General features: G+C 57.9%; 24 protein-coding genes. 19 read left to right on the plus strand and 5 right to left on the minus strand.

Going from position 1 to position 24,608, the window contains the following annotated elements; genetic code table 11:
* Positions 1–233 precede the first annotated feature (233 nt).
* The gene (gene rpoH / locus IB144_RS01470) at positions 234–1,088 is read left to right on the plus strand and encodes an RNA polymerase sigma factor RpoH (protein ID WP_002920815.1); all 855 of its coding nucleotides are present in this window, start codon (positions 234–236) and stop codon (positions 1,086–1,088) included.
* Positions 1,089–1,140: 52 nt separating this feature from the next.
* On the opposite strand, the gene IB144_RS01475 is transcribed toward rpoH, so the two are convergent.
* Positions 1,141–2,664, minus strand: coding sequence for a PLP-dependent aminotransferase family protein (locus IB144_RS01475; protein WP_004181476.1), 1,524 nt, complete (start codon positions 2,662–2,664; stop codon positions 1,141–1,143).
* Between the two features lie 118 nt (positions 2,665–2,782).
* On the opposite strand from IB144_RS01475, the gene IB144_RS01480 reads away from it, so the two are divergent.
* From IB144_RS01480 to livJ, 3 genes are all read left to right on the plus strand, one after another.
* A complete protein-coding gene (locus tag IB144_RS01480; RefSeq protein ID WP_004188289.1) occupies positions 2,783–4,048 on the plus strand; it encodes a 4-aminobutyrate--2-oxoglutarate transaminase in 1,266 nt (421 codons plus the stop codon).
* 147 nt (positions 4,049–4,195) lie between these two features.
* The gene (locus tag IB144_RS01485) at positions 4,196–5,440 is read left to right on the plus strand and encodes an amino acid permease (protein WP_032104698.1); all 1,245 of its coding nucleotides are present in this window, start codon (positions 4,196–4,198) and stop codon (positions 5,438–5,440) included.
* Between the two features lie 257 nt (positions 5,441–5,697).
* Positions 5,698–6,801, plus strand: a complete 1,104-nt coding sequence (gene livJ / locus IB144_RS01490) for a branched chain amino acid ABC transporter substrate-binding protein LivJ (protein ID WP_002920812.1) — start codon at positions 5,698–5,700, stop codon at positions 6,799–6,801.
* A 269-nt stretch (positions 6,802–7,070) separates the two neighbouring features.
* On the opposite strand, the gene panM is transcribed toward livJ, so the two are convergent.
* Entirely contained in the window at positions 7,071–7,454 is a 384-nt protein-coding gene (gene panM / locus IB144_RS01495; protein ID WP_002920810.1) for an aspartate 1-decarboxylase autocleavage activator PanM, read from the minus strand.
* Positions 7,455–7,877: 423 nt separating this feature from the next.
* Between panM and livK the strand changes: the two genes are divergently transcribed.
* From livK to ugpQ, 12 genes are all read left to right on the plus strand, one after another.
* The gene (gene livK, locus IB144_RS01500) at positions 7,878–8,987 is read left to right on the plus strand and encodes a high-affinity branched-chain amino acid ABC transporter substrate-binding protein LivK (protein WP_004150079.1); all 1,110 of its coding nucleotides are present in this window, start codon (positions 7,878–7,880) and stop codon (positions 8,985–8,987) included.
* A 61-nt stretch (positions 8,988–9,048) separates the two neighbouring features.
* A complete protein-coding gene (gene livH, locus IB144_RS01505) occupies positions 9,049–9,975 on the plus strand; it encodes a high-affinity branched-chain amino acid ABC transporter permease LivH (protein WP_002920807.1) in 927 nt (308 codons plus the stop codon).
* Positions 9,972–11,249 (plus strand): branched chain amino acid ABC transporter permease LivM, encoded by a 1,278-nt coding sequence (livM, locus tag IB144_RS01510; RefSeq protein WP_004174005.1) that lies wholly within the window; start codon positions 9,972–9,974, stop codon positions 11,247–11,249. Before livH ends, livM begins: the two co-directional genes overlap by 4 nt.
* On the plus strand, positions 11,246–12,013 hold the full coding sequence (livG, locus tag IB144_RS01515; protein WP_002920803.1) for a high-affinity branched-chain amino acid ABC transporter ATP-binding protein LivG: 768 nt from the start codon (positions 11,246–11,248) through the stop codon (positions 12,011–12,013). Before livM ends, livG begins: the two co-directional genes overlap by 4 nt.
* A gap of 1 nt (position 12,014) precedes the next feature.
* A complete protein-coding gene (gene livF / locus IB144_RS01520; RefSeq protein ID WP_004145133.1) occupies positions 12,015–12,728 on the plus strand; it encodes a high-affinity branched-chain amino acid ABC transporter ATP-binding protein LivF in 714 nt (237 codons plus the stop codon).
* Between the two features lie 163 nt (positions 12,729–12,891).
* On the plus strand, positions 12,892–13,113 hold the full coding sequence (locus IB144_RS01525; RefSeq protein WP_004174006.1) for a type II toxin-antitoxin system Phd/YefM family antitoxin: 222 nt from the start codon (positions 12,892–12,894) through the stop codon (positions 13,111–13,113).
* Complete coding sequence (locus IB144_RS01530; protein ID WP_002920800.1) at positions 13,110–13,478, plus strand: type II toxin-antitoxin system death-on-curing family toxin; 369 nt, start codon at positions 13,110–13,112, stop codon at positions 13,476–13,478. The genes IB144_RS01525 and IB144_RS01530 overlap by 4 nt, the downstream gene beginning before the upstream one ends.
* Positions 13,479–13,750: 272 nt before the next feature.
* Entirely contained in the window at positions 13,751–15,067 is a 1,317-nt protein-coding gene (gene ugpB / locus IB144_RS01535; RefSeq protein WP_004174008.1) for a sn-glycerol-3-phosphate ABC transporter substrate-binding protein UgpB, read from the plus strand.
* A gap of 106 nt (positions 15,068–15,173) precedes the next feature.
* Positions 15,174–16,061 carry a sn-glycerol-3-phosphate ABC transporter permease UgpA gene (ugpA, locus tag IB144_RS01540; RefSeq protein WP_002920792.1) on the plus strand — a complete coding sequence of 296 codons (888 nt, stop codon included), beginning with the start codon at positions 15,174–15,176 and terminating at the stop codon, positions 16,059–16,061.
* The gene (gene ugpE, locus IB144_RS01545) at positions 16,058–16,903 is read left to right on the plus strand and encodes a sn-glycerol-3-phosphate ABC transporter permease UgpE (RefSeq protein WP_004174009.1); all 846 of its coding nucleotides are present in this window, start codon (positions 16,058–16,060) and stop codon (positions 16,901–16,903) included. The genes ugpA and ugpE overlap by 4 nt, the downstream gene beginning before the upstream one ends.
* Before the next feature lies 1 nt (position 16,904).
* Positions 16,905–17,975, plus strand: a complete 1,071-nt coding sequence (locus IB144_RS01550; protein WP_004150074.1) for a sn-glycerol-3-phosphate import ATP-binding protein UgpC — start codon at positions 16,905–16,907, stop codon at positions 17,973–17,975.
* Positions 17,972–18,712 carry a glycerophosphodiester phosphodiesterase gene (gene ugpQ, locus IB144_RS01555; RefSeq protein WP_019704661.1) on the plus strand — a complete coding sequence of 247 codons (741 nt, stop codon included), beginning with the start codon at positions 17,972–17,974 and terminating at the stop codon, positions 18,710–18,712. The genes IB144_RS01550 and ugpQ overlap by 4 nt, the downstream gene beginning before the upstream one ends.
* A 23-nt stretch (positions 18,713–18,735) precedes the next feature.
* Here ugpQ and IB144_RS01560 read toward each other — a convergent pair whose 3' ends face one another.
* The gene (locus IB144_RS01560) at positions 18,736–19,056 is read right to left on the minus strand and encodes a DUF2756 family protein (protein ID WP_004150073.1); all 321 of its coding nucleotides are present in this window, start codon (positions 19,054–19,056) and stop codon (positions 18,736–18,738) included.
* 123 nt (positions 19,057–19,179) lie between these two features.
* On the opposite strand from IB144_RS01560, the gene ggt reads away from it, so the two are divergent.
* Positions 19,180–20,925 carry a gamma-glutamyltransferase gene (ggt, locus tag IB144_RS01565; RefSeq protein ID WP_004889427.1) on the plus strand — a complete coding sequence of 582 codons (1,746 nt, stop codon included), beginning with the start codon at positions 19,180–19,182 and terminating at the stop codon, positions 20,923–20,925.
* 88 nt (positions 20,926–21,013) lie between these two features.
* On the opposite strand, the gene yhhY is transcribed toward ggt, so the two are convergent.
* Positions 21,014–21,502 (minus strand): N-acetyltransferase, encoded by a 489-nt coding sequence (gene yhhY / locus IB144_RS01570; protein WP_004181470.1) that lies wholly within the window; start codon positions 21,500–21,502, stop codon positions 21,014–21,016.
* Between the two features lie 227 nt (positions 21,503–21,729).
* Positions 21,730–22,383, minus strand: coding sequence for a polymer-forming cytoskeletal protein (locus IB144_RS01575; protein WP_004188304.1), 654 nt, complete (start codon positions 22,381–22,383; stop codon positions 21,730–21,732).
* Between the two features lie 264 nt (positions 22,384–22,647).
* Here IB144_RS01575 and IB144_RS01580 point away from each other — a divergent pair, with 264 nt between their 5' ends.
* Together IB144_RS01580 and IB144_RS01585 are read left to right on the plus strand one after the other, a co-directional pair.
* Entirely contained in the window at positions 22,648–23,685 is a 1,038-nt protein-coding gene (locus tag IB144_RS01580) for an oxidoreductase (protein ID WP_004200666.1), read from the plus strand.
* Positions 23,686–23,806: 121 nt separating this feature from the next.
* Complete coding sequence (locus tag IB144_RS01585) at positions 23,807–24,502, plus strand: pirin family protein (RefSeq protein WP_002920779.1); 696 nt, start codon at positions 23,807–23,809, stop codon at positions 24,500–24,502.
* The last annotated feature ends 106 nt before the right edge of the window (positions 24,503–24,608 follow it).

Here is a 24,608-nt window from a genome sequence, read left to right on the forward strand (position 1 = left end):
TTCCTGTTCGCAGGGAAAGATACCGCAAGCTTGTTCCCCTTTTCCTGCCCTCACTTTTTCATCGTGGTGTCACATTTTGTGCGTAATTTATTCACACCGTTGCATGGAACTTGTGGATAAAATCACTGTCTGATACTAATGTGAGTGATATTCTCGTTGCTCATGAATGCTGGCATGCTTGTTGCCTGATGGGGACAAGAACGCGTCAGAAGATATCAATTGAGAGGATTTGAATGACCAAAGAAATGCAAACTTTAGCTTTAGCCCCCGTTGGTAACCTGGAATCGTACATCCGGGCCGCTAACACTTGGCCGATGCTGTCGGCTGATGAAGAGCGGGAGCTTGCTGAAAAGCTGCATTACCAGGGCGATCTGGAAGCAGCGAAAAAGCTGATTCTGTCTCACCTGCGCTTTGTTGTTCACATTGCTCGTAACTACTCGGGCTATGGCCTGCCGCAGGCGGATCTGATCCAGGAAGGCAATATCGGCCTGATGAAAGCCGTGCGTCGCTTCAACCCGGAAGTGGGTGTGCGCCTGGTCTCCTTCGCCGTGCACTGGATTAAAGCCGAAATTCACGAATACGTGCTGCGCAACTGGCGTATTGTGAAGGTCGCTACCACCAAAGCACAGCGTAAGCTGTTCTTTAACCTGCGTAAAACCAAACAGCGTTTGGGTTGGTTCAACCAGGATGAAGTGGAAATGGTGGCCCGTGAGCTGGGCGTGTCGAGCAAAGACGTCCGCGAGATGGAATCCCGTATGGCGGCCCAGGACATGACCTTCGACATGTCGTCCGACGATGAGTCCGACAGCCAGCCGATGGCGCCGGTCCTGTATCTGCAGGACAAAACGTCTAACTTTGCCGACGGCATCGAAGACGATAACTGGGAAGAGCAGGCGGCGAATAAGCTGACTGATGCGATGCAGGGCCTGGACGAGCGTAGCCAGGACATCATCCGCGCCCGCTGGCTGGACGAAGATAACAAGTCCACGCTGCAGGAACTGGCCGACCGCTACGGCGTCTCCGCAGAGCGCGTGCGTCAGCTGGAAAAGAACGCCATGAAAAAACTGCGTGCCGCTATCGAAGCCTGATACGCCACGCCTGCCTGATACCTGATATCAGGCTCCCCGATAACGCCCCGCCTCAGGTTGGGGCGTTTTGTTTTTCTGCGTCCTCCCGGAGCAGGAGCATCTGCGGGCAGTGCGTCTGCAGGCAGCCGAGTAAGACGCTGAACGCCGACGCCATCTGCTCTTCGGGCTGGCTGGCGAATCCCATCAGTAATCCTTTCTTGCGCGCCGCCGTCAGGTAGTAGCGCGACAGCGGCCGCACCAGAATGTGCCGCGCATTGGCCTCTCTGGCGATCGCCACATCGTCAGCCTCTGCGGGCAAATTGAGGATCAAATGCAGCCCGGCATTATCGCTGAAGTCAGACAGGGCGTACGGCATACAGTGCCGCTGGATAAGCTCAGTTAAAAAGGCCCGGCGACGGCTGTAGAGCAGCCGCATACGGCGGATATGGGCCGAATAGTGGCCGGCGGTAATAAACTCCGCCAGCGCCATCTGGATCAGCGAATGGCCGCCGCGGTAAAGCTCAGCATGGGCGTGCTTCAGGTCGCTGACCAGCGGCCGCGGGATCACCACGTAGCCCAGGCGCAGGCCGGGATAGAGCGTCTTGCTGAAGGTGCCGATATAGACCACCGGGGCGTCGGCGACCAGACCCTGCAGGGCGGGGATCGGCTGACCGGAAAAGCGAAACTCGCTGTCATAATCATCTTCGACGATCCAGCTCCCCTGCTGACGGGCGAGTGCCAGCAGGCGCTGGCGGCGCTCAAGGCTCATCACCGCGCCCAGCGGATACTGGTGGGAAGGCGTAACGAAGATCAGCCTCGGCGCATCGTCAACCGTCTCCGGCGGGCACAGGCCGTTGGCATCGACGGTCAGGGGCTCTGCCCGAACGTCGTTCATCGCCAGCACGTGGCGGATCCCCCAGTAGGAAGGCTCCTCCACCCACGCCAGATCGCCGTTATCACACAGCATGCGGGTGACCAGATCGATCGCCTGGTGGATCCCCTCGGTGATAAGAATTTGATCTGACTGACAGTGGACGCCGCGCGACACGCGCAGATAATCCACCAGCGCCTGCTGCAGTTCCGGGGTGCCGCCGTTGCAGCTATAGCTGAGCCGCTCCGGTTTGGGCCGACGGCTGATGCGGGCCTGGATCTTACTGAACAGCGGGTGGGGAAAGGCGTTAACGTCCGGCACGCCGGGTATAAACGCTCCCCACTGGCGCGGGCTGGCGCTGACCTGGCCGAGCAGATGCTGGCCTCGGCGTGAAAGATGCGCCGTCGGTGCTGCGATACTGCTGTTTTCTTGCTGACCTTTAGCCGTCAATGAGCTCTCAGGGGCGGTTTGGGCAACGAATGTTCCGCTTCCCCGACGGGAAACCACATATCCTTCCGCCAGCAATTGTTCATAAGTTGTTAATATGGTGTTTCTTGATACGCCAAGTTCGCCCGCCAGGTCCCGCGACGGCGGCAGACGGCTTTGCGGCGCCAGCGAACCGTCGAGGATCGCGCGGCGCAGCGCGTTATATAAGCGTTTGTGCAGAAGAGGATCCCGCTCTTCCTGCAGACGGACCAGCACCAGGTCACCCACCAGCGAACGCAATTGGATCCCTCAGATATTCAAAATTGGTACTCGATTATAGGGCCAACTCCTGTGTAAATAAACGACATCGTTTCTAATTTGTTGCGATAACGTGACATACACGACAGGAGATTCGCAGGTGAAAAGCTCAGAACTGAATCAACGTCGCCAGCAGGCGACGCCGCGCGGCGTAGGCGTAATGTGTAACTACTTTGTCGAGAAGGCGGAAAACGCCACGCTGTGGGATATCGAAGGCAATGAGGTGATCGATTTCGCCGCCGGGATCGCCGTGTTAAATACCGGTCACCGCCATCCGAAAGTGGTCGCCGCGGTAGCCGAGCAGCTGCAGGCGTTCACCCACACCGCCTATCAGATTGTGCCGTACGAAAGCTATGTTTCGCTGGCGGAGCGTATCAACGATCTGGCGCCAATTGACGGGCCGGCAAAAACGGCTTTCTTCACCACCGGCGCGGAAGCGGTCGAGAACGCGGTGAAAATCGCCCGCGCTTACACCGGTCGTCCGGGGCTGATTACCTTCGGCGGCGGTTTCCACGGCCGTACCTTTATGACCATGGCCCTCACCGGTAAGGTCGCGCCCTACAAAATCGGCTTCGGGCCGTTCCCGGGCTCGGTGTATCACGGCGTTTACCCCAATGCGGCGCATGGCGTGACCACCGCGGATGCGCTGAAAAGCCTGGAGCGCATTTTCAAAGCGGATATTGCGCCGGATCAGGTCGCGGCCATCATCCTCGAGCCGATCCAGGGGGAAGGCGGCTTTAACGTCGCGCCGGCCGATTTTATGCAGGCGCTGCGCGACCTGTGCGATACCCACGGCATTCTGCTGATCGCCGATGAAGTGCAAACCGGTTTCGCCCGTACCGGCAAGCTGTTCGCCATGCAGCACTATGAGGTGAAACCGGATCTGATGACGATGGCGAAAAGCCTCGCCGGCGGTTTCCCGCTGTCGGGCGTCGTTGGTCGCGCCGAAGTGATGGATGCGCCAGCGCCTGGCGGGCTGGGCGGAACCTATGCCGGTAACCCGCTGGCGGTGGCCGCGGCGCACGCGGTGCTGGATGTCATTGCCGAAGAGCAGCTGTGTCAGCGCGCTGAGCAGCTGGGTAGCCATCTGCAGGAAGTGCTCAACCAGGCGCGCGCTACCTGCCCGGCGATCGTTGATGTCCGCGGCCGGGGGTCGATGGTGGCAGTGGAGTTTAACGATCCGCAAACTGGCGAGCCGTCGCCGGAATTCACCCGCCAGGTGCAACAGAAAGCGCAGGAGAACGGCCTGCTGCTGCTGAGCTGTGGCGTCTACGGCAACGTGATCCGCTTCCTGTATCCGCTGACGATTCCGGATGCCCAGTTCTCGAAAGCGCTGGATATTCTGGCGCGCGTACTGAAGAGCTAACGTCTCCCCGGCGGGCTGCGGCGGCAGGGAAGCCGAACAGAAACAGGATGCCGCAGCCGGCTGTTTATGCTCAGCGTGAGTGGTTTATCACCCTGATATCACCTTTTTTCCGGCGGTGAAAACCGCCGGAGTAAAACGGAAAGTATTATGTCTGAAAACTCCACCTTTTCTCCCGTCCTCACCGGCCGGGAACGTACGGCTGTCCCTGCAAAATCTCTGAGCTTCATCGAAGGGGTATCGATGATTGTCGGTACCAATATCGGTGCGGGTGTCCTCTCTATCGCCTATGCGTCGAGCAAAGCGGGCTTCTTACCGCTGCTGTTCTGGCTGGTGCTGGTGGGCAGCCTGACCACGGTGACCATGCTCTATGTCGCGGAATCCACGCTGCGCACCCGTAAACATCTGCAGCTCAGTGGATTATCGAAGCGCTACGTCGGCGGCTTTGGCGCGCTGATGATGTTTCTCTCCGTCTGCGTCAATAGCGTCGGGGCATTGACGGCGTATATGACCGGCAGCGGTAAGCTGCTGCACTCCCTGTTTGGCATCTCGCCGGCGCTGGGCAGCGTGCTGTTTTTCGTTCCGGCGGCAGGGGTACTCTACCTGGGGCTGAAGGCGATCGGCCGCGGTGAGAAATTTATCAGCATCGGCATGGTGGTGATGATCTCGGTGCTGGTGATTGCCACGCTGTTGAAAGAGACCACCCGCGTCGGCTATCTGCTCGACGGCAACTGGCTGTATATGGTTCCGGTCTTCAACGTCGTGGCATTCTGCTTCTCGGCACAGTATATCGTGCCGGAGATGGCGCGGGGCTTCGCCGACAAACCGGAAAAACTGCCTAAAGCCATCATGGTCGGCATGGCGCTGACCTTTACCCTGCTGGCGCTGGTGCCGTTGTCGGTGATCTCGCTTAACGGTCTGGACAATATCTCGGATGTGGCCACCATCTCCTGGGGGCGGGCGCTTGGCGAATGGGCCTTCTTCTCAGCCAACCTGTTTGCGCTGTGCGCGATGCTGACCTCCTACTGGGGACTGGGCGGCAGCTTCCTGACCAATATCTTCGATCAGTTCCGCCTGGGGAATGACGAACAGCCCGCCCGGCGCCTGATGGTCCTGCTGGTGGTGGCGATCCCGCCGTTCGTACTGGCCTATAGCGGCATGGTCTCCTTCGTCAACGCGCTCTATTTTGCCGGGGTGTTCAGCGGCGTCATTTTATCGATTATGCCGATCCTGATGCTCAAGGGCGCCCGCCAGCGTGGCGATCTGACCCCGGGCTGGACTTGTCCGGCCTGGATGACCCATCCGCTTATCCAATGCTTCATTGTGTTGTTGTATCTTTGCAGCGCCGCCTACGCGATAGCATCCGCGGTGGGCTACCTACCCGCAGGCTGGTAATCAGGCTCTGTTTTGCACCGCGTCCGGTTCATGCTGGCGCGGTTTTTTTATTTGTCACTTATCTGTTACATAGCCCGCAATTTAGTCGTTTCAAATTCCTCAGAATGACGGTATGTTTAGCATAGTGTGCTGCAAAAGCGCGGGCAGTCCCCGGTTGATTAGCTATCATATGCTTTTCCTATCGGTATAAACAAAATAATGCGCTAATAAACAACATCACAACAAATGCAAAAACCATAATAATGGGGAGCCTCAGGATGAATATGAAGGGTAAAGCGTTACTGGCAGGATGTATTGCCTTAGTTATGAGCAGCGCGGCGCTGGCGGAAGATATCAAAATCGCGGTAGTCGGGGCGATGTCCGGCCCGGTGGCCCAGTACGGCGACCAGGAGTTTACCGGCGCAGAGCAGGCGGTAGCGGATATCAACGCTAAGGGCGGCATCAAGGGCAATAAGCTGCAGATCGTCAAATATGATGACGCTTGCGACCCGAAACAGGCGGTAGCGGTAGCCAACAAAGTGGTCAACGACGGCATCAAATACGTTATTGGTCACCTGTGTTCCTCTTCCACTCAGCCGGCGTCTGATATCTATGAAGACGAAGGCATTCTGATGATTACCCCGGCAGCGACTGCTCCGGAACTGACGGCGCGCGGCTATAAGCTGATCCTGCGCACCACCGGTCTGGACTCCGATCAGGGGCCAACCGCGGCGAAATACATTCTCGACAAAGTGAAGCCGCAGCGTATCGCAGTGGTACATGACAAACAGCAGTACGGCGAAGGTTTGGCCCGTGCGGTGCAGGATGGCCTGAAAAAAGGCGGGGCAAACGTGGTCTTCTTCGACGGGATCACCGCCGGTGAGAAAGATTTCTCCACCCTGGTGGCGCGCCTGAAGAAAGAGAATATCGATTTCGTCTACTACGGCGGCTATCACCCGGAAATGGGCCAGATCCTGCGTCAGGCGCGCGCTGCCGGTCTGAAAACCCAGTTTATGGGCCCGGAAGGCGTAGCGAACGTCTCCCTGTCTAACATCGCCGGCGAGTCGGCGGAAGGCCTGCTGGTAACCAAGCCGAAGAACTACGACCAGGTGCCGGCGAACAAACCGATCGTGGATGCGATCAAGGCGAAGAAACAGGATCCGAGCGGCGCTTTCGTGTGGACCACCTACGCGGCGCTGCAGTCGCTGCAGGCAGGTCTGAATCAGTCTGACGATCCGGCGGAAATCGCTAAATACCTGAAAGGCGCGACAGTAGACACCGTGATGGGCCCGCTGTCGTGGGATCAGAAAGGCGACCTGAAAGGCTTTGAGTTCGGGGTCTTTACCTGGCATGCGAACGGTACGGCGACCGACGCCAAATAATTTAACCGGCGCCTTTCACTCTGCAAATGCGTTGTCTGCGGCCCTCAACCCCGGTCACTTACTGATGTAAGCTCCCGGGGATTTCGGGTCTTGACGCCTTTTTGCAACGCGAAATGCTGGGTTAAATGGGGGGCGCCTTTCACGCTGCCGATGCGTTGTCTGACCCCGGTCGCGCTGCGCTTACCGGGGCTACAGTCGCCAGGTAGCCCGGCTAAGCGAAGCGCCGCCGGGTTCTTCCTTGGTCATGCTCCGCTTATTGGGGCTACGGCTTAATGCTTTTCCCAACCATTCTGCTGGGCGCTAAAGCCGAGCGCCTGCATAAAGGCCGCCATCACGCCGCGGTCCTCCACCCCATGGTCGGCGACGCGCCAGCTATTGATCGCCGGGTTATCACGCAACGTCTCTTCCACTAAGTATTGCCCGACGCCGCGGCGGCGGGTCACTTCACGCACGCACAGATCGCTGAGCTCACCTTCGACGCCGCGCAGGGTAACGCGCACGGCGCCCAGCAGGCGCTCGTTAAAGCGGGCGGCGTAGAGACGATGGTTTTCATCAAGGGTCAGCGTCGACAGATCCTGCGACGGCCAGATTTTCCCCAGATCAATGCGATCCTGATCGCTGAAGTGCTGTAAACGGATAATGGTCAGTTTCATGGGCGGCAAATCCAGTGCAAAACAGAGGCGCCAGTGTACCCAAAATTGCTGTCTGGCGGAGCGCTGTTTTTTGCGCGTACATCAGGGGATTCGTTTTCCTGGCGTTGTCAGGGTAGCGCAATCCGTCATGGATCGAAAAATAAGCAGAATTTTAACCTAATGTGCAGCGTTTTATTCCGCCTTATGTATCGTTATTTTATGCTGCAGGATGGACTTTTTTTTGTTTATCTTCACCAAAATACAGAATATTATCTTTGCTTAATCGACTGAAAAATAGAGGTTTTAATCTGTTTTTTAGTGAAAAACTGCGCTAAACCATTAAACTCAATGGTAAAAATGGCGTTGTTTAATAAAAGCACAGAATGCTTTTTAACCATAAAAATACAAAACATTTACACCACATCACGAACGGGGTTCTGCAGCATGAAAAGGAACGCGAAAACCATCGTCGCGGGCATTGTCGCATTAGCGATGTCGCACGCGGCGATGGCCAAGGATATTAAGGTCGCCGTGGTCGGCGCGATGTCGGGTCCGGTGGCCCAGTGGGGCGACATGGAGTTCAATGGCGCGCGTCAGGCGATTAAAGACATCAACGCCAGCGGCGGCATTAAGGGCGACAAGCTGGTGGCCGTCGAATATGACGACGCCTGCGATCCGAAGCAAGCGGTCGCGGTGGCCAACAAAATCGTCAACGACGGCATTCAGTACGTTATCGGCCACCTGTGCTCCTCTTCCACCCAGCCGGCTTCCGATATCTATGAGGATGAAGGCATCCTGATGATCTCCCCGGGAGCGACCAACCCGGAGCTGACCCAGCGCGGCTATCAGTACATCATGCGTACCGCCGGCCTCGACTCCTCGCAGGGGCCGACCGCGGCGAAATATATCGTCGAGAAAGTGAAACCGCAGCGTATCGCCATCATTCATGACAAGCAGCAGTACGGCGAAGGGCTGGCGCGTTCGGTGCAGGACAACCTGAAGAAAGCCGGGGCCAACATCGTCTTCTTCGATGGCATCACCGCGGGGGAAAAAGATTTCTCCGCCCTGCTGGCGCGCCTGAAGAAAGAGAACATCGACTTCGTCTACTACGGCGGCTACTACCCGGAAATGGGCCAGATGCTGCGCCAGGCGCGCTCCGTCGGGTTGAAAACCGTGTTTATGGGGCCGGAAGGGGTCGGCAACGCCTCGCTGTCCAATATCGCGGGCGCCGCGGCGGAAGGCATGCTGGTGACAATGCCAAAACGCTACGATCAGGACCCTGCCAACAGCGCCATCGTCAACGCGCTGAAAGCGGAGAAGAAAGATCCGAGCGGACCGTACGTCTGGATCACCTATGCCGCCGTTCAGTCGCTGGCGCAGGCGATGGACAGAACCGGCAGCCAGCAGCCGCTGGATTTAATCAACGATTTGAAAGCGCACGGGGCGAAAACCGTGATTGGGCCGCTGACCTGGGATGAAAAAGGCGATCTGAAGGGATTTGAGTTTGGTGTCTTCCAGTGGCACGCCGACGGCTCTTCGAGCGCGGCGAAATAAGCGCTGAAGACGAGTTATCCCTCCGCCCGCGAACCGCGGGCGGTTTGAAAAAGGTTACCTTATGTCCGAGCAGTTTCTCTATTTTCTGCAGCAGATGTTTAACGGCGTCACGCTGGGCAGTACCTATGCGCTGATCGCCATCGGCTATACGATGGTGTACGGCATTATCGGCATGATCAACTTCGCCCACGGCGAGGTCTATATGATTGGCAGCTATGTCTCCTTCATGATCATCGCCGCGCTGATGATGATGGGCATTGACACTAGCTGGCTGCTGGTCGCCGCCGGATTCGTGGGCGCCATTGTGATTGCCAGCGCCTACGGCTGGAGCATTGAGCGCGTGGCCTATCGGCCGGTGCGTAACTCCAAGCGCCTGATTGCGCTGATCTCCGCCATCGGGATGTCTATCTTCCTGCAGAACTACGTCAGCCTGACCCAGGGCTCCCGCGACGTGGCGCTGCCGAGCTTGTTTAACGGCCAGTGGGTCGTCGGCCACAGCGACAGCTTCTCCGCGACGATCACCACCATGCAACTGGTGATCTGGGTGGTGACCTTTATCGCCATGCTGGCCCTGACGCTGTTTATTCGCTACTCGCGGATGGGGCGCGCCTGCCGCGCCTGCGCGGAAGATCTGAAAATGGCCAGCCTGCTCGGGATTAACACCGACCGCGTCATTGCCCTGACCTTTGTCATCGGCGCAGCGATGGCGGCGGTGGCCGGCGTGCTGCTGGGGCAGTTCTACGGCGTGATTAACCCCTACATCGGCTTTATGGCCGGGATGAAGGCGTTCACCGCCGCCGTGCTCGGCGGGATCGGCAGCATCCCTGGCGCGATGATCGGCGGCCTGATCCTGGGTATTGCCGAGGCGCTCTCTTCCGCCTATCTCAGCACCGAATATAAGGACGTCGTTTCCTTCGCGCTGCTGATTCTGGTGCTGTTAGTGATGCCGACCGGCATTCTGGGCCGCCCGGAGGTGGAAAAAGTATGAAACCGATGCAAATTGCAATGGCGCTGCTCTCTGCCGTGATGTTCTTCATTCTGGCGGGCGTCTTTATGGGCGTGCAGCTGGAGCTGAACGGCACCAAACTGGTGGTCGATACCGCCGCCGATATTCGCTGGCAGTGGATCTTCATCGGTACCGCGGTGGTCTTTTTCTTCCAGCTGCTGCGGCCGCTGTTCCAGAAAGCGGTTAAGAACGTCTCCGGGCCGAAATTTATTATGCCGGCGATTGACGGGTCGACGGTGAAGCAGAAGCTGTTCCTGATAGCCCTGCTGGTGATTGCCGTGGCCTGGCCGTTTATGGTGTCGCGCGGCACGGTGGATATCGCCACCCTGACGATGATCTATATCATCCTCGGCCTCGGGTTGAACGTGGTGGTCGGCCTTTCCGGCCTGCTGGTGCTGGGCTACGGCGGGTTCTATGCCATCGGCGCGTATACCTTTGCGCTGCTGAACCACTATTACGGTCTCGGCTTCTGGACCTGTCTCCCGCTGGCCGGCCTGGTCTCCGCGGCGGCCGGTTTCCTGCTGGGCTTCCCGGTATTGCGTTTGCGCGGAGACTACCTGGCGATTGTGACCTTAGGCTTCGGCGAGATCGTGCGCATTCTGCTGCTCAACAATACCGAGATCACCGGCGGGCCGAACGGCATCAGCCAGATCCCGAAACCGACCTTCTTTGGCCTCGAATTTAGCCGCAGCGCCCGCGAAGGCGGCTGGGATACCTTCAGCAACTTCTTCGGCGTCAAATACGATCCCTCCGACCGGGTGATTTTCCTCTACCTGGTGGCGTTGCTGCTGGTAGTGCTCAGCCTGTTCGTCATCAACCGCCTGCTGCGAATGCCGCTGGGCCGGGCGTGGGAAGCGCTGCGTGAAGATGAGATCGCCTGTCGTTCGCTGGGCCTGAGCCCGACGCGCATCAAGCTGACCGCCTTTACCATCAGCGCCGCGTTTGCTGGCTTCGCCGGCACGCTGTTCGCCGCGCGCCAGGGCTTCGTCAGCCCGGAATCCTTTACCTTCGCCGAGTCAGCCTTTGTGCTGGCGATCGTCGTGCTGGGCGGGATGGGCTCGCAGTTCGCGGTGATCCTCGCGGCTATTCTGCTGGTGGTCTCGCGCGAGTTGATGCGTGACTTCAACGAATACAGCATGTTAATGCTCGGCGGCCTGATGGTGCTGATGATGATCTGGCGTCCGCAGGGGCTTCTGCCAATGACGCGCGTGCAGTTGAAGCTGAAAAACGGTCAGGCGAAAGGAGAGCAGGCATGAGTCAGCCATTATTATCCGTTAGCGGCCTGATGATGCGTTTCGGCGGTCTGCTGGCCGTCAACAATGTGTCGCTGGAGCTCAGAGAGCGCGAGATCGTCTCGCTGATCGGCCCCAACGGCGCCGGGAAGACCACCGTCTTTAACTGCCTGACCGGTTTTTACAAGCCCACCGGCGGCACTATTCTGCTGCGCGACCAGCACCTGGAAGGGCTGCCGGGTCAGCAGATTGCGCGGATGGGCGTGGTGCGGACCTTCCAGCACGTGCGCCTGTTCCGCGAAATGACGGTGATTGAAAACCTGCTGGTGGCGCAGCATCAGCAGCTGAAAACCGGGCTCTTCTCCGGCCTGCTGAAAACGCCGGCCTTCCGTCGGGCGCAGAGCGAAGCGCTGGACAGGGCCGCCACCTGGCTGGAGCGCATCGGCCTGCTGGAGCATGCCAACCGTCAGGCCAGCAACCTGGCCTACGGCGACCAGCGTCGGCTGGAGATTGCCCGCTGCATGGTGACCCAGCCGGAAATTCTGATGCTCGATGAACCGGCGGCGGGGCTAAACCCGAAAGAGACCAAAGAGCTGGACGAGCTTATCGCCGAGCTGCGTAACCATCACAACACCACCATCCTGCTTATCGAACACGATATGAAGCTCGTGATGGGCATTTCCGATCGCATCTACGTCGTGAACCAGGGAACACCGCTGGCCAACGGGACGCCGGAAGAGATTCGTAATAACCCGGACGTGATCCGCGCATACCTTGGTGAGGCATAAGATGGAAAACGCGATGTTAACTTTTGACAACGTCAGCGCCCACTACGGCAAGATTCAGGCGCTGCACAACGTCAGCCTGCATATCAAACAGGGCGAGATCGTCACGCTTATCGGCGCCAACGGCGCGGGGAAAACCACCCTACTTGGTACGCTGTGCGGCGATCCGCGGGCTTCCAGCGGGCGCATTGTCTTTGACGGTAAGGATATTACCGACTGGCAAACCGCGAAGATCATGCGCGAGGCGGTGGCGATCGTTCCGGAAGGGCGGCGCGTCTTTTCGCGTATGACGGTGGAAGAGAACCTGGCGATGGGCGGTTTTTTTGCCGACCGCGATCAGTTCCAGACCCGCATCAAATGGGTGTATGAGCTGTTCCCGCGTCTGCATGAACGCCGTATTCAGCGCGCCGGCACCATGTCCGGCGGCGAGCAGCAGATGCTGGCGATCGGTCGCGCCCTGATGAGCCAACCGCGCCTGCTGCTGCTGGATGAACCGTCGCTGGGGCTGGCGCCGATTATCATTCAGCAGATTTTCGACACCATCGAGCAGCTGCGCGAGCAAGGGATGACGATCTTCCTGGTTGAGCAGAACGCCAACCAGGCGCTGAAGCTGGCCGACCGCGGCTATGTGCTGGAGAACGGCCACGTGGTGCTGGAGGACACCGGCGACGCGCTGTTGGCCAACGAGGCGGTGCGCAGCGCCTATCTCGGCGGTTAATTCATCGCAACCCGGCGTCGTTCACTTCGCCGGTTTGTAGCCCGGGCGAGGCGCTTGCGCCGACCCCGGGAGCCGATCGCACGAATACATTTAAAAGAGCCTGTTGGCTCTTTTTTTGTACATGTATGTTGTACAATAAAAGAGTACAGCTTTGGAGGTTTTTATGAGAACGGTTAACTATAGCGAAGCCCGGCAAAATCTGGCCGATGTGCTGGAAAGCGCAGTGACAGGTGTACCTGTGACCATTACCCGTCGTGGGCATAAATCTGCAGTCATCATTAGTGCAGAAGAGTTTGAACGCTACCAGGCGGCCAGAATGGATGATGAGTTCGCGGCTATCATGGCGGTTCATGGTGATGAGATCAGGGAGCTTGCGGATAAATGACGCTGCAGATTATCTCAGCGGAAGAGATAATACAGTTTCACGACAGGCTGCTCCGCGTCACGCCTGGCGTTGCCGGTATGCCCGATCCGGGGCGTGCCGAAGCGATAATGTATAGGGTGCTAAACAAAATTGAATATGAAGGTGTGACAGACGTGTGGCGACTCGCTGCGATGCATCTGCTGGCGATTTCTCGCGGTCATATATTTAATGATGGTAATAAGCGTACGGCACTGTTTATCACCCTGCTTTTTTTAAAGCGAAATGGAATTATATTGCCAGCGAATCCAGACTTCGTCGGCATGACCGTCGAGGCAGCAGCAGGGCAACTTACCCTGGAACAGATTGTCGCGCGTTTGCGTGGATGACGGTTAACTCGTTGCAACCCGGCGGCTTCGCCGGTTTGTAGCCCGGGCGAGGCGCTTGCGCCGACCCCGGGAGCCGACCGCACGAATATTATCCGTGTCTCAGCTCCCACTTTACTTCCCCCGTCCTTTCATCGGCTTGTCATCTCTCTGACCCGTTACTATCTTTTTTTTGTAATAAAAAAGTTATTTTTCTGTAATTCGAACATGTCATGTTACCCCGCGAGCATAAAACGCGTGAAATCGCGCATCCGGCACAACAAGAGAGATAACCGATGATATCGTTACGACATACAGCTTTAGGACTGGCGCTGAGCCTGGCTTTTGCCGGTCAGGCCCTGGCGGTTACCACCATCCCGTTCTGGCACTCAATGGAAGGCGAGCTGGGTAAAGAAGTGGATTCTCTGGCGCAACGCTTTAACGCGGCCAATCCTGATTACAAAATCGTTCCGGTATACAAAGGCAACTACGAGCAGAGCCTGAGCGCCGGTATCGCCGCCTTCCGTACCGGCAACGCGCCGGCTATCCTGCAGGTGTATGAAGTCGGCACCGCCACCATGATGGCGTCAAAAGCCATTAAGCCGGTCTACCAGGTGTTTAGTGAGGCGGGCATCAAGTTTGATGAATCGCAGTTCGTACCGACGGTGGCCGGGTATTACACCGATTCGAAAACCGGCCATCTGCTCTCCCAGCCGTTTAACAGCTCTACCCCGGTGCTCTACTACAACAAAGACGCCTTCAAAAAAGCCGGCTTAGATCCGGAGCAGCCGCCGAAGACCTGGCAGGATCTGGCGGCCTATACCGCGAAGCTGAAAGCCGCCGGGATGAAGTGCGGCTACGCCAGCGGCTGGCAGGGCTGGATCCAGATTGAAAACTTCAGCGCCTGGCACGGTCTGCCGGTGGCCACGAAGAATAACGGCTTCGACGGTACCGACGCGGTTCTTGAGTTCAACAAGCCGGAGCAGGTGAAGCATATCGCGCTGCTCGAAGAGATGAACAAGAAGGGCGATTTCAGCTACTTCGGGCGTAAAGACGAGTCTACCGAAAAGTTCTATAACGGCGACTGCGCCATTACCACTGCCTCGTCCGGCTCGCTGGCCGATATCCGCCAGTACGCCAAATTTAACTACGGCGTCGGCATGATGCCTTACGATGCCGACGTGAAAGGCGCGCCGCAGAACGCCATCATCGGCGGGGCCAGCCTGTGGGTGATGCAGGGCAAAGACAAAGAGACCTACACCGGCGTGGCGAAGTTCCTCGACTTCCTGACCAAACCGGAAAACGCCGCCGAGTGGCACCAGAAAACCGGCTACCTGCCGATCACTACCGCGGCCTACGATCTGACGCGTCAGCAGGGCTTCTATGATAAGAACCCGGGCGCCGATATCGCTACCCGCCAGATGCTGAACAAGCCGCCGTTGCCGTTCACCAAAGGTCTGCGCCTGGGCAACATGCCGCAAATCCGCACCATCGTCGATGAAGAGCTGGAGAGCGTGTGGACCGGCAAGAAAACCCCGCAGCAGGCGCTGGATTCCGCCGTGCAGCGCGGAAACCAGCTGCTGCGTCGCTTCGAGCAAGCGACCAAATCGTAATCTGTAACTTGCCCGGTGGCGCTGCGCTTACCGGGCCTACGATGTGCCCTATGTAGGCCGGGTAAGGCGTAGCCGCCACCCGGCATTGTTCAGGAACCCAATCTCAATGTCATCATCCCGTCCGGTATTCCGCTCGCGCTGGCTGCCCTATGTGCTGGTCGCGCCGCAGCTGATTATCACGTTGATTTTCTTTATCTGGCCCGCAGGCGAAGCGCTGTGGTACTCGCTGCAGAGCGTCGATCCCTTTGGCCTTTCCAGCCAGTTCGTCGGCCTGGATAACTTCGTTGCGCTGTTCCACGATCCGTACTACCTGGACTCGTTCTGGACCACCATAAAATTTAGCGCCCTGGTGACCGTCAGCGGCCTGCTCATTTCACTGTTTTTCGCCGCGCTGGTCGACTATGTGGTGCGCGGCAGCCGCTTTTATCAAACGCTGATGCTGCTGCCGTACGCCGTGGCCCCCGCCGTCGCGGCGGTGCTGTGGATCTTCCTCTTTAACCCCGGGCGCGGGCTGATCACCCATTTCCTCGGCGAGCTGGGCTATGACTGGAACCATGCGCAGAACAGCGGCCAGGCGATGTTTCTGGTGGTCTTCGCCTCGGTGTGGAAGCAGATAAGCTACAACTTCCTGTTCTTCTTCGCCGCGCTGCAGTCGATTCCGCGTTCGCTGGTTGAGGCCGCCGCCATCGACGGCGCCGGGCCGATTCGACGCTTCTTTAAGCTGGCGCTGCCGCTGATTGCGCCGGTGAGTTTCTTCCTGCTGGTGGTCAACCTGGTTTATGCCTTCTTCGACACCTTCCCGGTGATCGATGCCGCCACCGCTGGCGGCCCGGTGCAGGCGACCACCACTCTGATCTACAAAATCTATCGCGAAGGTTTCGCCGGGCTCGATCTATCCGCTTCCGCCGCGCAGTCGGTGGTGCTGATGTTCCTCGTCATTATCCTGACGGTGGTGCAGTTCCGTTACGTTGAAAGTAAGGTGCGTTACCAATGATTGAGAACCGTCGCGGGCTGACGATTTTCAGCCACACCATGCTGATCCTGGGTATCGCCGTCATTTTATTCCCGCTGTACGTCGCCTTCGTGGCGGCGACGCTGGATAACAAATCGGTATTTGAAACGCCGATGACGCTGATCCCCGGTAGCCATCTGCTGGAGAACATGAAGACCATTTGGGTGAACGGCGTCGGCGTCAACAGCGCGCCGTTCTGGCTGATGATGCTCAACAGCTTCATCATGGCGTTCGCCATTACGGTCGGCAAAATCGTGGTGTCGATGCTTTCGGCGTTCGCTATCGTCTGGTTCCGCTTTCCGCTGCGTAACCTGTTCTTCTGGATGATCTTTATCACCCTGATGCTGCCGGTCGAGGTGCGTATTTTCCCGACGGTGGAGGTGATCGCCAACCTCAACATGCTCGACAGCTATGCCGGGTTAACGCTGCCGTTGATGGCTTCGGCCACCGCTACCTTCCTGTTCCGCCAGTTCTTTATGACCCTGCCGGACGAGCTGATTGAAGCGGCGCGTATCGATGGCGCTTCGCCGATGCGCTTCTTTCGCGACATCGTGCTGCCGCTGTCGAAAACCAACCTCGCCGCGCTGTTCGTCATCACCTTTATCTACGGCTGGAACCAGTATCTGTGGCCGTTGCTGATTATTCAGGATGTGAATCTTGGCACCGCCGTCGCCGGTATTAAAGGCATGATCGCCACCGGCGAAGGTACTACCCAGTGGAATCAGGTGATGGCGGCGATGCTGCTGACCCTGATCCCGCCGGTCGTCATCGTTTTAGCCATGCAGCGCGCGTTTGTGCGCGGCCTGGTCGATAGTGAGAAATAAAATGGCTGGTTTAAAACTACAGGCAGTAAGCAAAAGCTGGGATGGCAAAACCCAGGTAATTCAACCGCTGACGCTGGACGTGGCGGACGGGGAATTTATCGTCATGGTCGGCCCGTCGGGCTGCGGGAAATCAACGCTGCTGCGGATGGTCGCCGGACTTGAACGGGTGACCAGCGGCGATATCTGGATCGATCGTAAACGGGTGACCGAGATGGAGCCGAAGGATCGCGGCATCGCGATGGTGTTCCAGAACTATGCCCTTTATCCGCATATGAGCGTGGAAGAGAACATGGCGTGGGGGCTGAAGATTCGCGGCATGGGTAAGGGATTGATCGCCGAGCGGGTGCAGGAGGCGGCGCGCATTCTTGAGCTGGATGGTCTGCTCAAGCGCCGCCCGCGGGAACTGTCCGGCGGCCAGCGCCAGCGCGTGGCGATGGGCCGCGCCATCGTGCGTGACCCGGCGGTATTCCTCTTCGACGAACCGTTGTCAAACCTCGACGCCAAGCTGCGCGTGCAGATGCGTCTGGAATTGCAGCAGCTGCATCGCCGCCTGAAAACCACCTCGCTGTACGTCACCCATGACCAGGTGGAGGCGATGACCCTCGCCCAGCGGGTGATGGTGATGAACAAAGGCGTTGCCGAGCAGATCGGCACCCCGGTGGAAGTGTATGAGAAGCCAGCCAGCCGTTTTGTGGCGAGCTTTATCGGCAGCCCGGCCATGAACCTGCTGGAAGGGCGCATCAGCGATGACGGCGGTCGCTTTGAGCTGGCGGGCGGCATGCAGCTGCCGACGAATCATGAGCACCGGCGCCACGCTGGGCGTAAAATGACGCTCGGTATCCGTCCGGAGCATTTTATCTTAAGCTCACAGGCGCAAGGCGGCATTCCGCTGCTGATGGACACCCTGGAAATTTTAGGTGCCGATAACCTCGCTCACGGGCGCTGGGGCGAACAGAAGCTGGTGGTCAGACTGCCGCACCAGCAGCGCCCGGCGGCAGGCAGCACGCTATGGCTGCATCTGCCTTTGGAACATCTGCACCTCTTTGATGGTGAAACAGGACAACGCGCATGAGTAACTGGCCTTATCCCCGCATCGTCGCCCATCGCGGCGGCGGTAAACTGGCGCCGGAGAACACCCTGGCGGCTATCGACGTCGGCGCCCGCTACGGGCACACGATGATTGAATTTGACGCCAAGCTGTCGAAGGACGGGCAGATCTTTCTGCTGCATGACGATAATCTCGAACGCACCAGCAATGGCTGGGGCGTGGCGGGCGAGCTGGCGTGGGACGATCTGCTGAAGGTCGATGCCGGTAGCTGGTTCAGCCGTGAATTTAAGGGCGAGCCGCTGCCGTTGCTCTCCCAGGTGGCGGAGCGCTGCCGTCGTCACGGCATGATGGCGAATATCGAAATTAAGCCGACCACCGGGCTGGGGCCGCAGACCGGCAGAGTGGTGGCGCTGGCCGCGCGCGATCTATGGCAAGGCATGACCGCGCCGCTGCTCTCCTCTTTTGAAATCGACGCCCTGGAGGCGGCGCAGGAAGCCGCGCCCGAGCTGCCGCGCGGGCTGCTGCTGGATGAGTGGCGCGATGACTGGCGCGAATTGACCACCCGGTTGGGCTGCGTGTCGATTCACCTCAATCACAAACTGCTGGATGCGGCGCGGGTGGCGAGCCTGAAACAGGCCGGCCTGCACATTCTGGTGTACACGGTCAATAAACCCCAGCGCGCCGCCGAACTGCTGTGCTGGGGCGTAGACTGCATCTGCACCGATGCCATTGATGTCATCGGGCCGAATTTCCAGCCTTAAGACGGATTTGCGGCGGACGACCTTTACGGATTAGTCTGCCGCAGCATTCCACCGTTGTTATTTGGCCGCACCTGCTGCGGCGCATTCAGATTGCCGCCCTGGGCCGCGCGCTGCTGATTAGTCTGCAGCTGGTTTTGCAAATGCTGCTGCTGCGAGCGGGTCTGATTGTTCAGATCCTGCTTCAGCATGCTCTGCTGCTGCTGTTGCTGGATCTTCATCTCATTTTGCATGCGCTGCTGGCTGGGGACCACGTAACCCGGCTGGTTAGGGTTGTTATTAATATTGATCGGCTGGGCTAATACGCCAAGCGGCATCAGCGCCGCCAGAAACAGAATCGCTTTCATGGTTTTCTCCTCCCGTGCGTGGGATCACTTAAGTGTACCTCGAATCTGCCATAACAATGATTTTTTAGGAGTTATCAACCAGGCTTAAGCGGGGAATGAAACCTACCTTTCAGGAGTAAGACAATGATAAAAACAACAATATGGCGTCAGGTGGTCATCGCTGCGTTGCTGGCGGGGGGCAGCTTTACCGTCGCCGCCAATCCGCCACCGCCGCCGCCGGTCTCTTATGGCGTAGAGGAAGATGTGTTCCACCCGGTACGCGCCCGGCAGGGGATGGTGGCCTCGGTGGACGCGCTGGCGACCCGCGTCGGCGTGGATATCCTGCGCCAGGGCGGTAACGCTGTCGATGCGGCGGTAGCGGTAGGCTACGCGCTGGCGGTCACCCATCCGCAGGCCGGGAATATTGGCGGCGGCGGTTTTATGATGCTGCGGACTAAAGACGGCAAGACCACGGCGATCGATTTCCGCGAAATGGCGCCAGAGCAGGCCACCCGCGACATGTTCCTTGACGACCAGGGCAACCCGGACAGTAAAAAATCACTGACTTCGCATCTGGCCTCCGGCACGCCAGGCAGCGTCGCCGGTTTCTCCCTCGCGCTGGAAAAGTATGGCACCATGCCGTTGAACAAAGTGATCCGTCCGGCGATCAAGCTGGCGGAAGAGGGATTTATCGTTAACGATGCGCTGGCGGACGATCTGAAGACCTACGGCAGCGAAGTGATCCCGCAGCATGAAAATAGTAAAGCGATCTTCTGGAAGAACGGCGAGCCGCTGAAGAAGGGCGATCGGCTGGTGCAGAAGAACCTCGGTAAGAGCCTGGAGCTGATTGCCGAGCACGGCCCGGACGCCTTCTATAAAGGGGCCATCGCCGACCAGATCGCTGACGAGATGAAAAAGCACGGCGGGCTAATCACCAAAGCCGATCTCGCCGGCTATAAGGCTGTGGAGCGTACGCCGGTTAGCGGCGAGTATCGCGGGTATGAGGTTTACTCTATGCCGCCGCCGTCCTCCGGCGGGATCCATATCGTGCAGATCCTCAATATCCTCGAAAACTTCGATATGCAGAAATATGGTTTTGGCAGCGCCGACGCCATGCAGGTGATGGCGGAGGCAGAGAAACACGCCTACGCCGACCGCTCTGAATATCTCGGCGACCCTGACTTCGTCAACGTGCCGTGGCAGGCGCTGACCAGCAAGGCTTACGCCAAAGCGATCGCCGCCGAGATTGATGTCAACAAGGCGAAGCCTTCCAGCCAGATCCGTCCGGGCAAGCTGGCACCCTATGAAAGCAACCAGACCACCCACTTCTCGGTGGTCGATAAAGACGGCAATGCGGTGGCGGTGACCTATACGCTGAATACCACCTTCGGTACCGGCATTGTGGCCGGTGATTCCGGCATTCTGCTCAATAACCAGATGGATGATTTCTCGGCGAAGCCCGGCGTGCCTAACGTCTATGGTCTGGTGGGCGGCGAAGCCAATGCGGTGGAGCCGAAAAAACGCCCGCTGTCGTCAATGTCGCCGACCATTGTGGTGAAAGATGGCAAAACCTGGCTGGTGACCGGCAGCCCGGGCGGCAGTCGGATCATCACCACCGTACTGCAGATGGTGGTCAATACCATCGATTTCGGGATGAACGTCGCGGAAGCCACCAACGCGCCGCGTTTCCACCATCAATGGCTGCCGGATGAGCTGCGGGTGGAGAAAGGCTTTAGCCCGGATACCCTCAAGCTGCTGGAGGCGAAGGGGCAGAAAGTGGCGCTGAAAGAGGCGATGGGCAGTACCCAGAGCATCATGGTAGGGCCGGACGGCATGCTGTATGGCGCCTCCGATCCGCGTTCGCCGGATGATTTAACGGCGGGGTATTGATGTGTTGCCCGGTGGCGCTGCTGCGCTTACCGGGCCTACAACTGTGCGAACGCAGGCCGGGTAAGGCGAAGCCGCCACCGGCAACACGCTACTTCATTCTCGCCATATAATACGCATCCACATACTCACCGTTGCGCAGCGCGTAACGCCTGCCGGTGCCTTCGATCTCAAAGCCGTACTTCTTATACACCGCAATCGCCGGGGCATTATCGGCGAACACCGTCAGCTCAATACGCTCGACGCGCAGCCAGTTGTCGCACATATCAATCATGGTACGCATCAGCGCGCTGGCGACGCCGCGGTTGTGCCAGCGCGAATCCACGCTGACACCAAAATCGGCGACGTGGCTACGGCGGGGACGTTGGACGACGGCAATGCTTAAATGGCCGACGACTTGCTCATCGATACAGGCCACCAGTTGCTTCACGCCGGGCGTATCGGTTAGCCGCTCCCGCCACATATGTTCGGATGGATGAGGGACCTGTAGCGTGTTGTGATACACCTCCGGCTGGGCGTGAATTTGACGAATCGCGTCAATATCTTTCGGTTCAGCATGGCGTATCACGATGTCACTCATTCCTTGTTCCTCATTCAGGTGAAAAGTCCCTTTAAACATCACTGACTACGGCGTTCGAGTCAACACGCATTATTTGCAAAAAAAAGTAGACAAGTGCGAATGAGAATGATTATTATTGTCCTGCATTCAGGGAGACCCTTGCGGAAAGCCTGAAAGCACGACATTGCTCACATTGCTTCCAGTATTACTTTAGCCAGCCGGGTGCTGGCTTTTTTTTTGCTGCTATCTCAGGCGCTCTGCGGCCTGACGGGCTCCGCGTCGGTTTTGGAGGGGGCGTCTGCTACCAGACCGAGAATATGACTTTTGTTCTCCGCGGCGGCCAGCATTTCAGCGCGACCGCTAAAAACGCCGCCTTTCTTGATCGCCAGCGCGCGATAGGCGAGGGTACCCTCCAGATGGCCGTGCTCCTCGATGGTGATGCTGTCGCCATGACACTGGCCCTGCACCTTGCCGTCAATTATTAGCTCCCGGCAGCTGACGTTGCCCTCCACCTGGCCTTCACGCATTACCTTAATCAAATGCTCTTTGGCCTCAATGTTGCCGGTGACCTGACCGTGGATATAGACATGGCCGCTGGCGACTATATTGCCGACGAAATGCACCCCACTGGCGATGACCGTAGTCTCGTGTTTTTTGCTGGCGACCGCTTCGGGTTCTGGGTTAATTGCCGGAGGCGTGGCTGCTTCTGATATCTGAGGTTCCGTTTTATTTTTCTTAATAAACATCGCGTTAATCTTGTTCCGTTGGCTATGGAGGAGGAAAGCGATAAGCGCGCAGGCGGCCGCCAGGCGCGCCAGCGCGCTTGCATCGACAGACCAGGCGATCAGCGCGAGAAGCCAGAAAAAAAGGGCGCCGTTTATGGCGAGATACTGTTTGTCCATCAGCAGCGGCTGGCTACTCCGTTAGTCATCAGCAACCTCCTGGTTTGCTCTCCACTTATCCGCAGTTTTGCCATGGCGATCAAGGTTTTTTGCCGAAAACTGTTGATTTAATCACTTATTAATCAATAAGTTATTAATAATTACGTATGAGTGATACTCGAACTATTTTCCTAACGAATCTTCACTGCAAGCGAACAGAGAGGATGAAGTGAGGGACCGGCTTGCGCTATGGTTGAAGGTAGCTCATTAACTAAGGACAGCGTTATGACTCTGCACTGCGCATTTATTGGCTTTGGTAAAAGCACCACCCGCTATCACCTTCCTTACGTTTTGCACCGCAAAGACCGCTGGCAGGTAGCGCACATTTACCGCCGCCGGGCGAAGCCCGAGGAGCAGGCGCCGCAGTATTCCCATATTCATTTCACCAGCGACCTTGATGAAGTATTAAACGATCCACTGGTCAAGCTGGTGGTGGTCTGCACTCACGCCGACAGCCATTTTGAATATGCGAAAAAGGCGCTGGAGGCGGGGAAAAACGTGCTGGTGGAAAAGCCGTTCACCCCGACGCTGGAGGAAGCAAAAACTCTGTTTGCCCTGGCGAACAGCAAAGGCCTGACGGTGACGCCCTATCAGAACCGCCGTTTCGACTCCTGCTTCCTGACCACCAAAAAGGTGATTGAGAGCGGGAAACTCGGCGAACTGGTGGAGATCGAAAGTCATTTTGATAACTACCGCCCGCTGGCGGAGACCAACCCCGGCGGTCCGCAAAACGGCGAGTTCTATGGCCTTGGCGTGCATACCCTGGATCAGATCATTTCGCTGTTCGGCCGCCCGGACCATGTCTCTTACGATCTGCGCTCGCTGCGCAATAAAGCCAACCCGGATGACACCTTTGAAGCCCAGCTGTTCTACGGCGATATGAAGGCCATCGTTAAGACCAGCCATCTGGTGCAGATCGATTACCCGAAATTTATCGTTCACGGGCACAAAGGTTCGTTTGTGAAGTACGGCATTGACCAGCAGGAGACCAGCCTGAAGGCCAATATCATGCCGGGCGAGCCGGGATTTGGCGCGGACGACAGCGTTGGCGAGCTGGTGTATGTCAACGAGGCAGGGGAGATGGTGCGCGAAGCGGTGCCGCTGGAGAGCGGCGATTATGGCCGGGTGTACGACGCGCTGTACGACACCCTCGTCAACGGCCAGCCGAATTACGTCAAGGAAACTGACGTTCTCACCAATATGGAGATCCTGCAGCGCGGCTTTGAGCAGCCTTCACCGGCCACCATTACCCTTACCCGATAAGTCAAATTGGCTCCTCTGCGCTTGTTCATATTTTTTGAACAGAGGAGTCAATTTTCACCCTCTATGATCGCCGGCGAAATGGGTCCACACTGACTCCATCGACAACATACGGGGGTGCAACATGATCTATTTACGCAAAGCGAACGAACGTGGCCACGCTAACCATGGCTGGCTGGATTCCTGGCATACTTTCTCTTTCGCCAACTATTATGACCCGAACTTTATGGGCTTCTCCGCCCTGCGGGTGATTAACGACGACGTCATCGACGCCGGTCAGGGCTTCGGTACCCACCCGCACAAAGACATGGAGATCCTGACCTATGTGCTGGAAGGGGCGGTGGAGCACCAGGACAGCATGGGCAACAAAGAGCAGGTGCCGGCGGGCGAGTTCCAGATCATGAGCGCGGGTACCGGGGTGCGCCACTCTGAGTACAACCCGAGCAAAACCGATCGTCTGCGTCTGTATCAGATCTGGATTATTCCGGAAGAAACCGGCATTACCCCGCGCTACGAGCAGCGCCGCTTCGACGCCGCCCAGGGCAAACAGCTGGTGCTGTCGCCGGATGCGCGAGATGGCTCGCTGAAGGTGTACCAGGATATGGAACTCTATCGCTGGGCGCTGCTGAAAGATGAGCAGTCGGTTCACCAGATTGCCGCGGAACGCCGCGTGTGGATCCAGGTGGTCAAAGGCGAAGTGACCATCAACGGTACCAAAGCCACCACCAGCGACGGTTTGGCCATCTGGGACGAGCAGGCGATTTCGGTTCATGCCGACAGCGATAGCGAGATCCTGCTGTTCGATCTGCCGCCGGTTTGATAGTTATCTGAGCCAGGTTAAATAAATTGCGCAGCCTTCCCTCATGTTAGGGAAGGTTGCGCTTTGTCCGTGATAAACTGAGAAAATGTTTCCCCGTTGATCACAG

It is taken from the genome of Klebsiella sp. K4 (assembly GCF_014596785.2).
GTDB classification, from domain to species: Bacteria; Pseudomonadota; Gammaproteobacteria; order Enterobacterales; family Enterobacteriaceae; genus Klebsiella; species Klebsiella pneumoniae.

What these genes read in the sequence shown, in the direction of transcription:
- livK (WP_004150079.1), top strand. Translation starts at nt 7,878, where the DNA reads ATGAAAAGGAACGCGAAAACCATCGTCGCGGGCATTGTCGCATTAGCG.
- ugpA (WP_002920792.1), top strand. Translation starts at nt 15,174, where the DNA reads ATGTCATCATCCCGTCCGGTATTCCGCTCGCGCTGGCTGCCCTATGTG.
- panM (WP_002920810.1), bottom strand. Translation starts at nt 7,454, where the DNA reads ATGAAACTGACCATTATCCGTTTACAGCACTTCAGCGATCAGGATCGC.
- IB144_RS01575 (WP_004188304.1), bottom strand. Translation starts at nt 22,383, where the DNA reads ATGGACAAACAGTATCTCGCCATAAACGGCGCCCTTTTTTTCTGGCTT.
- IB144_RS01525 (WP_004174006.1), top strand. Translation starts at nt 12,892, where the DNA reads ATGAGAACGGTTAACTATAGCGAAGCCCGGCAAAATCTGGCCGATGTG.
- IB144_RS01530 (WP_002920800.1), top strand. Translation starts at nt 13,110, where the DNA reads ATGACGCTGCAGATTATCTCAGCGGAAGAGATAATACAGTTTCACGAC.
- livM (WP_004174005.1), top strand. Translation starts at nt 9,972, where the DNA reads ATGAAACCGATGCAAATTGCAATGGCGCTGCTCTCTGCCGTGATGTTC.
- IB144_RS01585 (WP_002920779.1), top strand. Translation starts at nt 23,807, where the DNA reads ATGATCTATTTACGCAAAGCGAACGAACGTGGCCACGCTAACCATGGC.
- yhhY (WP_004181470.1), bottom strand. Translation starts at nt 21,502, where the DNA reads ATGAGTGACATCGTGATACGCCATGCTGAACCGAAAGATATTGACGCG.
- ugpB (WP_004174008.1), top strand. Translation starts at nt 13,751, where the DNA reads ATGATATCGTTACGACATACAGCTTTAGGACTGGCGCTGAGCCTGGCT.
- livF (WP_004145133.1), top strand. Translation starts at nt 12,015, where the DNA reads ATGGAAAACGCGATGTTAACTTTTGACAACGTCAGCGCCCACTACGGC.
- IB144_RS01560 (WP_004150073.1), bottom strand. Translation starts at nt 19,056, where the DNA reads ATGAAAGCGATTCTGTTTCTGGCGGCGCTGATGCCGCTTGGCGTATTA.
- IB144_RS01485 (WP_032104698.1), top strand. Translation starts at nt 4,196, where the DNA reads ATGTCTGAAAACTCCACCTTTTCTCCCGTCCTCACCGGCCGGGAACGT.
- livH (WP_002920807.1), top strand. Translation starts at nt 9,049, where the DNA reads ATGTCCGAGCAGTTTCTCTATTTTCTGCAGCAGATGTTTAACGGCGTC.
- IB144_RS01580 (WP_004200666.1), top strand. Translation starts at nt 22,648, where the DNA reads ATGACTCTGCACTGCGCATTTATTGGCTTTGGTAAAAGCACCACCCGC.
- IB144_RS01550 (WP_004150074.1), top strand. Translation starts at nt 16,905, where the DNA reads ATGGCTGGTTTAAAACTACAGGCAGTAAGCAAAAGCTGGGATGGCAAA.
- ugpQ (WP_019704661.1), top strand. Translation starts at nt 17,972, where the DNA reads ATGAGTAACTGGCCTTATCCCCGCATCGTCGCCCATCGCGGCGGCGGT.
- livJ (WP_002920812.1), top strand. Translation starts at nt 5,698, where the DNA reads ATGAATATGAAGGGTAAAGCGTTACTGGCAGGATGTATTGCCTTAGTT.
- ggt (WP_004889427.1), top strand. Translation starts at nt 19,180, where the DNA reads ATGATAAAAACAACAATATGGCGTCAGGTGGTCATCGCTGCGTTGCTG.
- ugpE (WP_004174009.1), top strand. Translation starts at nt 16,058, where the DNA reads ATGATTGAGAACCGTCGCGGGCTGACGATTTTCAGCCACACCATGCTG.
- livG (WP_002920803.1), top strand. Translation starts at nt 11,246, where the DNA reads ATGAGTCAGCCATTATTATCCGTTAGCGGCCTGATGATGCGTTTCGGC.
- rpoH (WP_002920815.1), top strand. Translation starts at nt 234, where the DNA reads ATGACCAAAGAAATGCAAACTTTAGCTTTAGCCCCCGTTGGTAACCTG.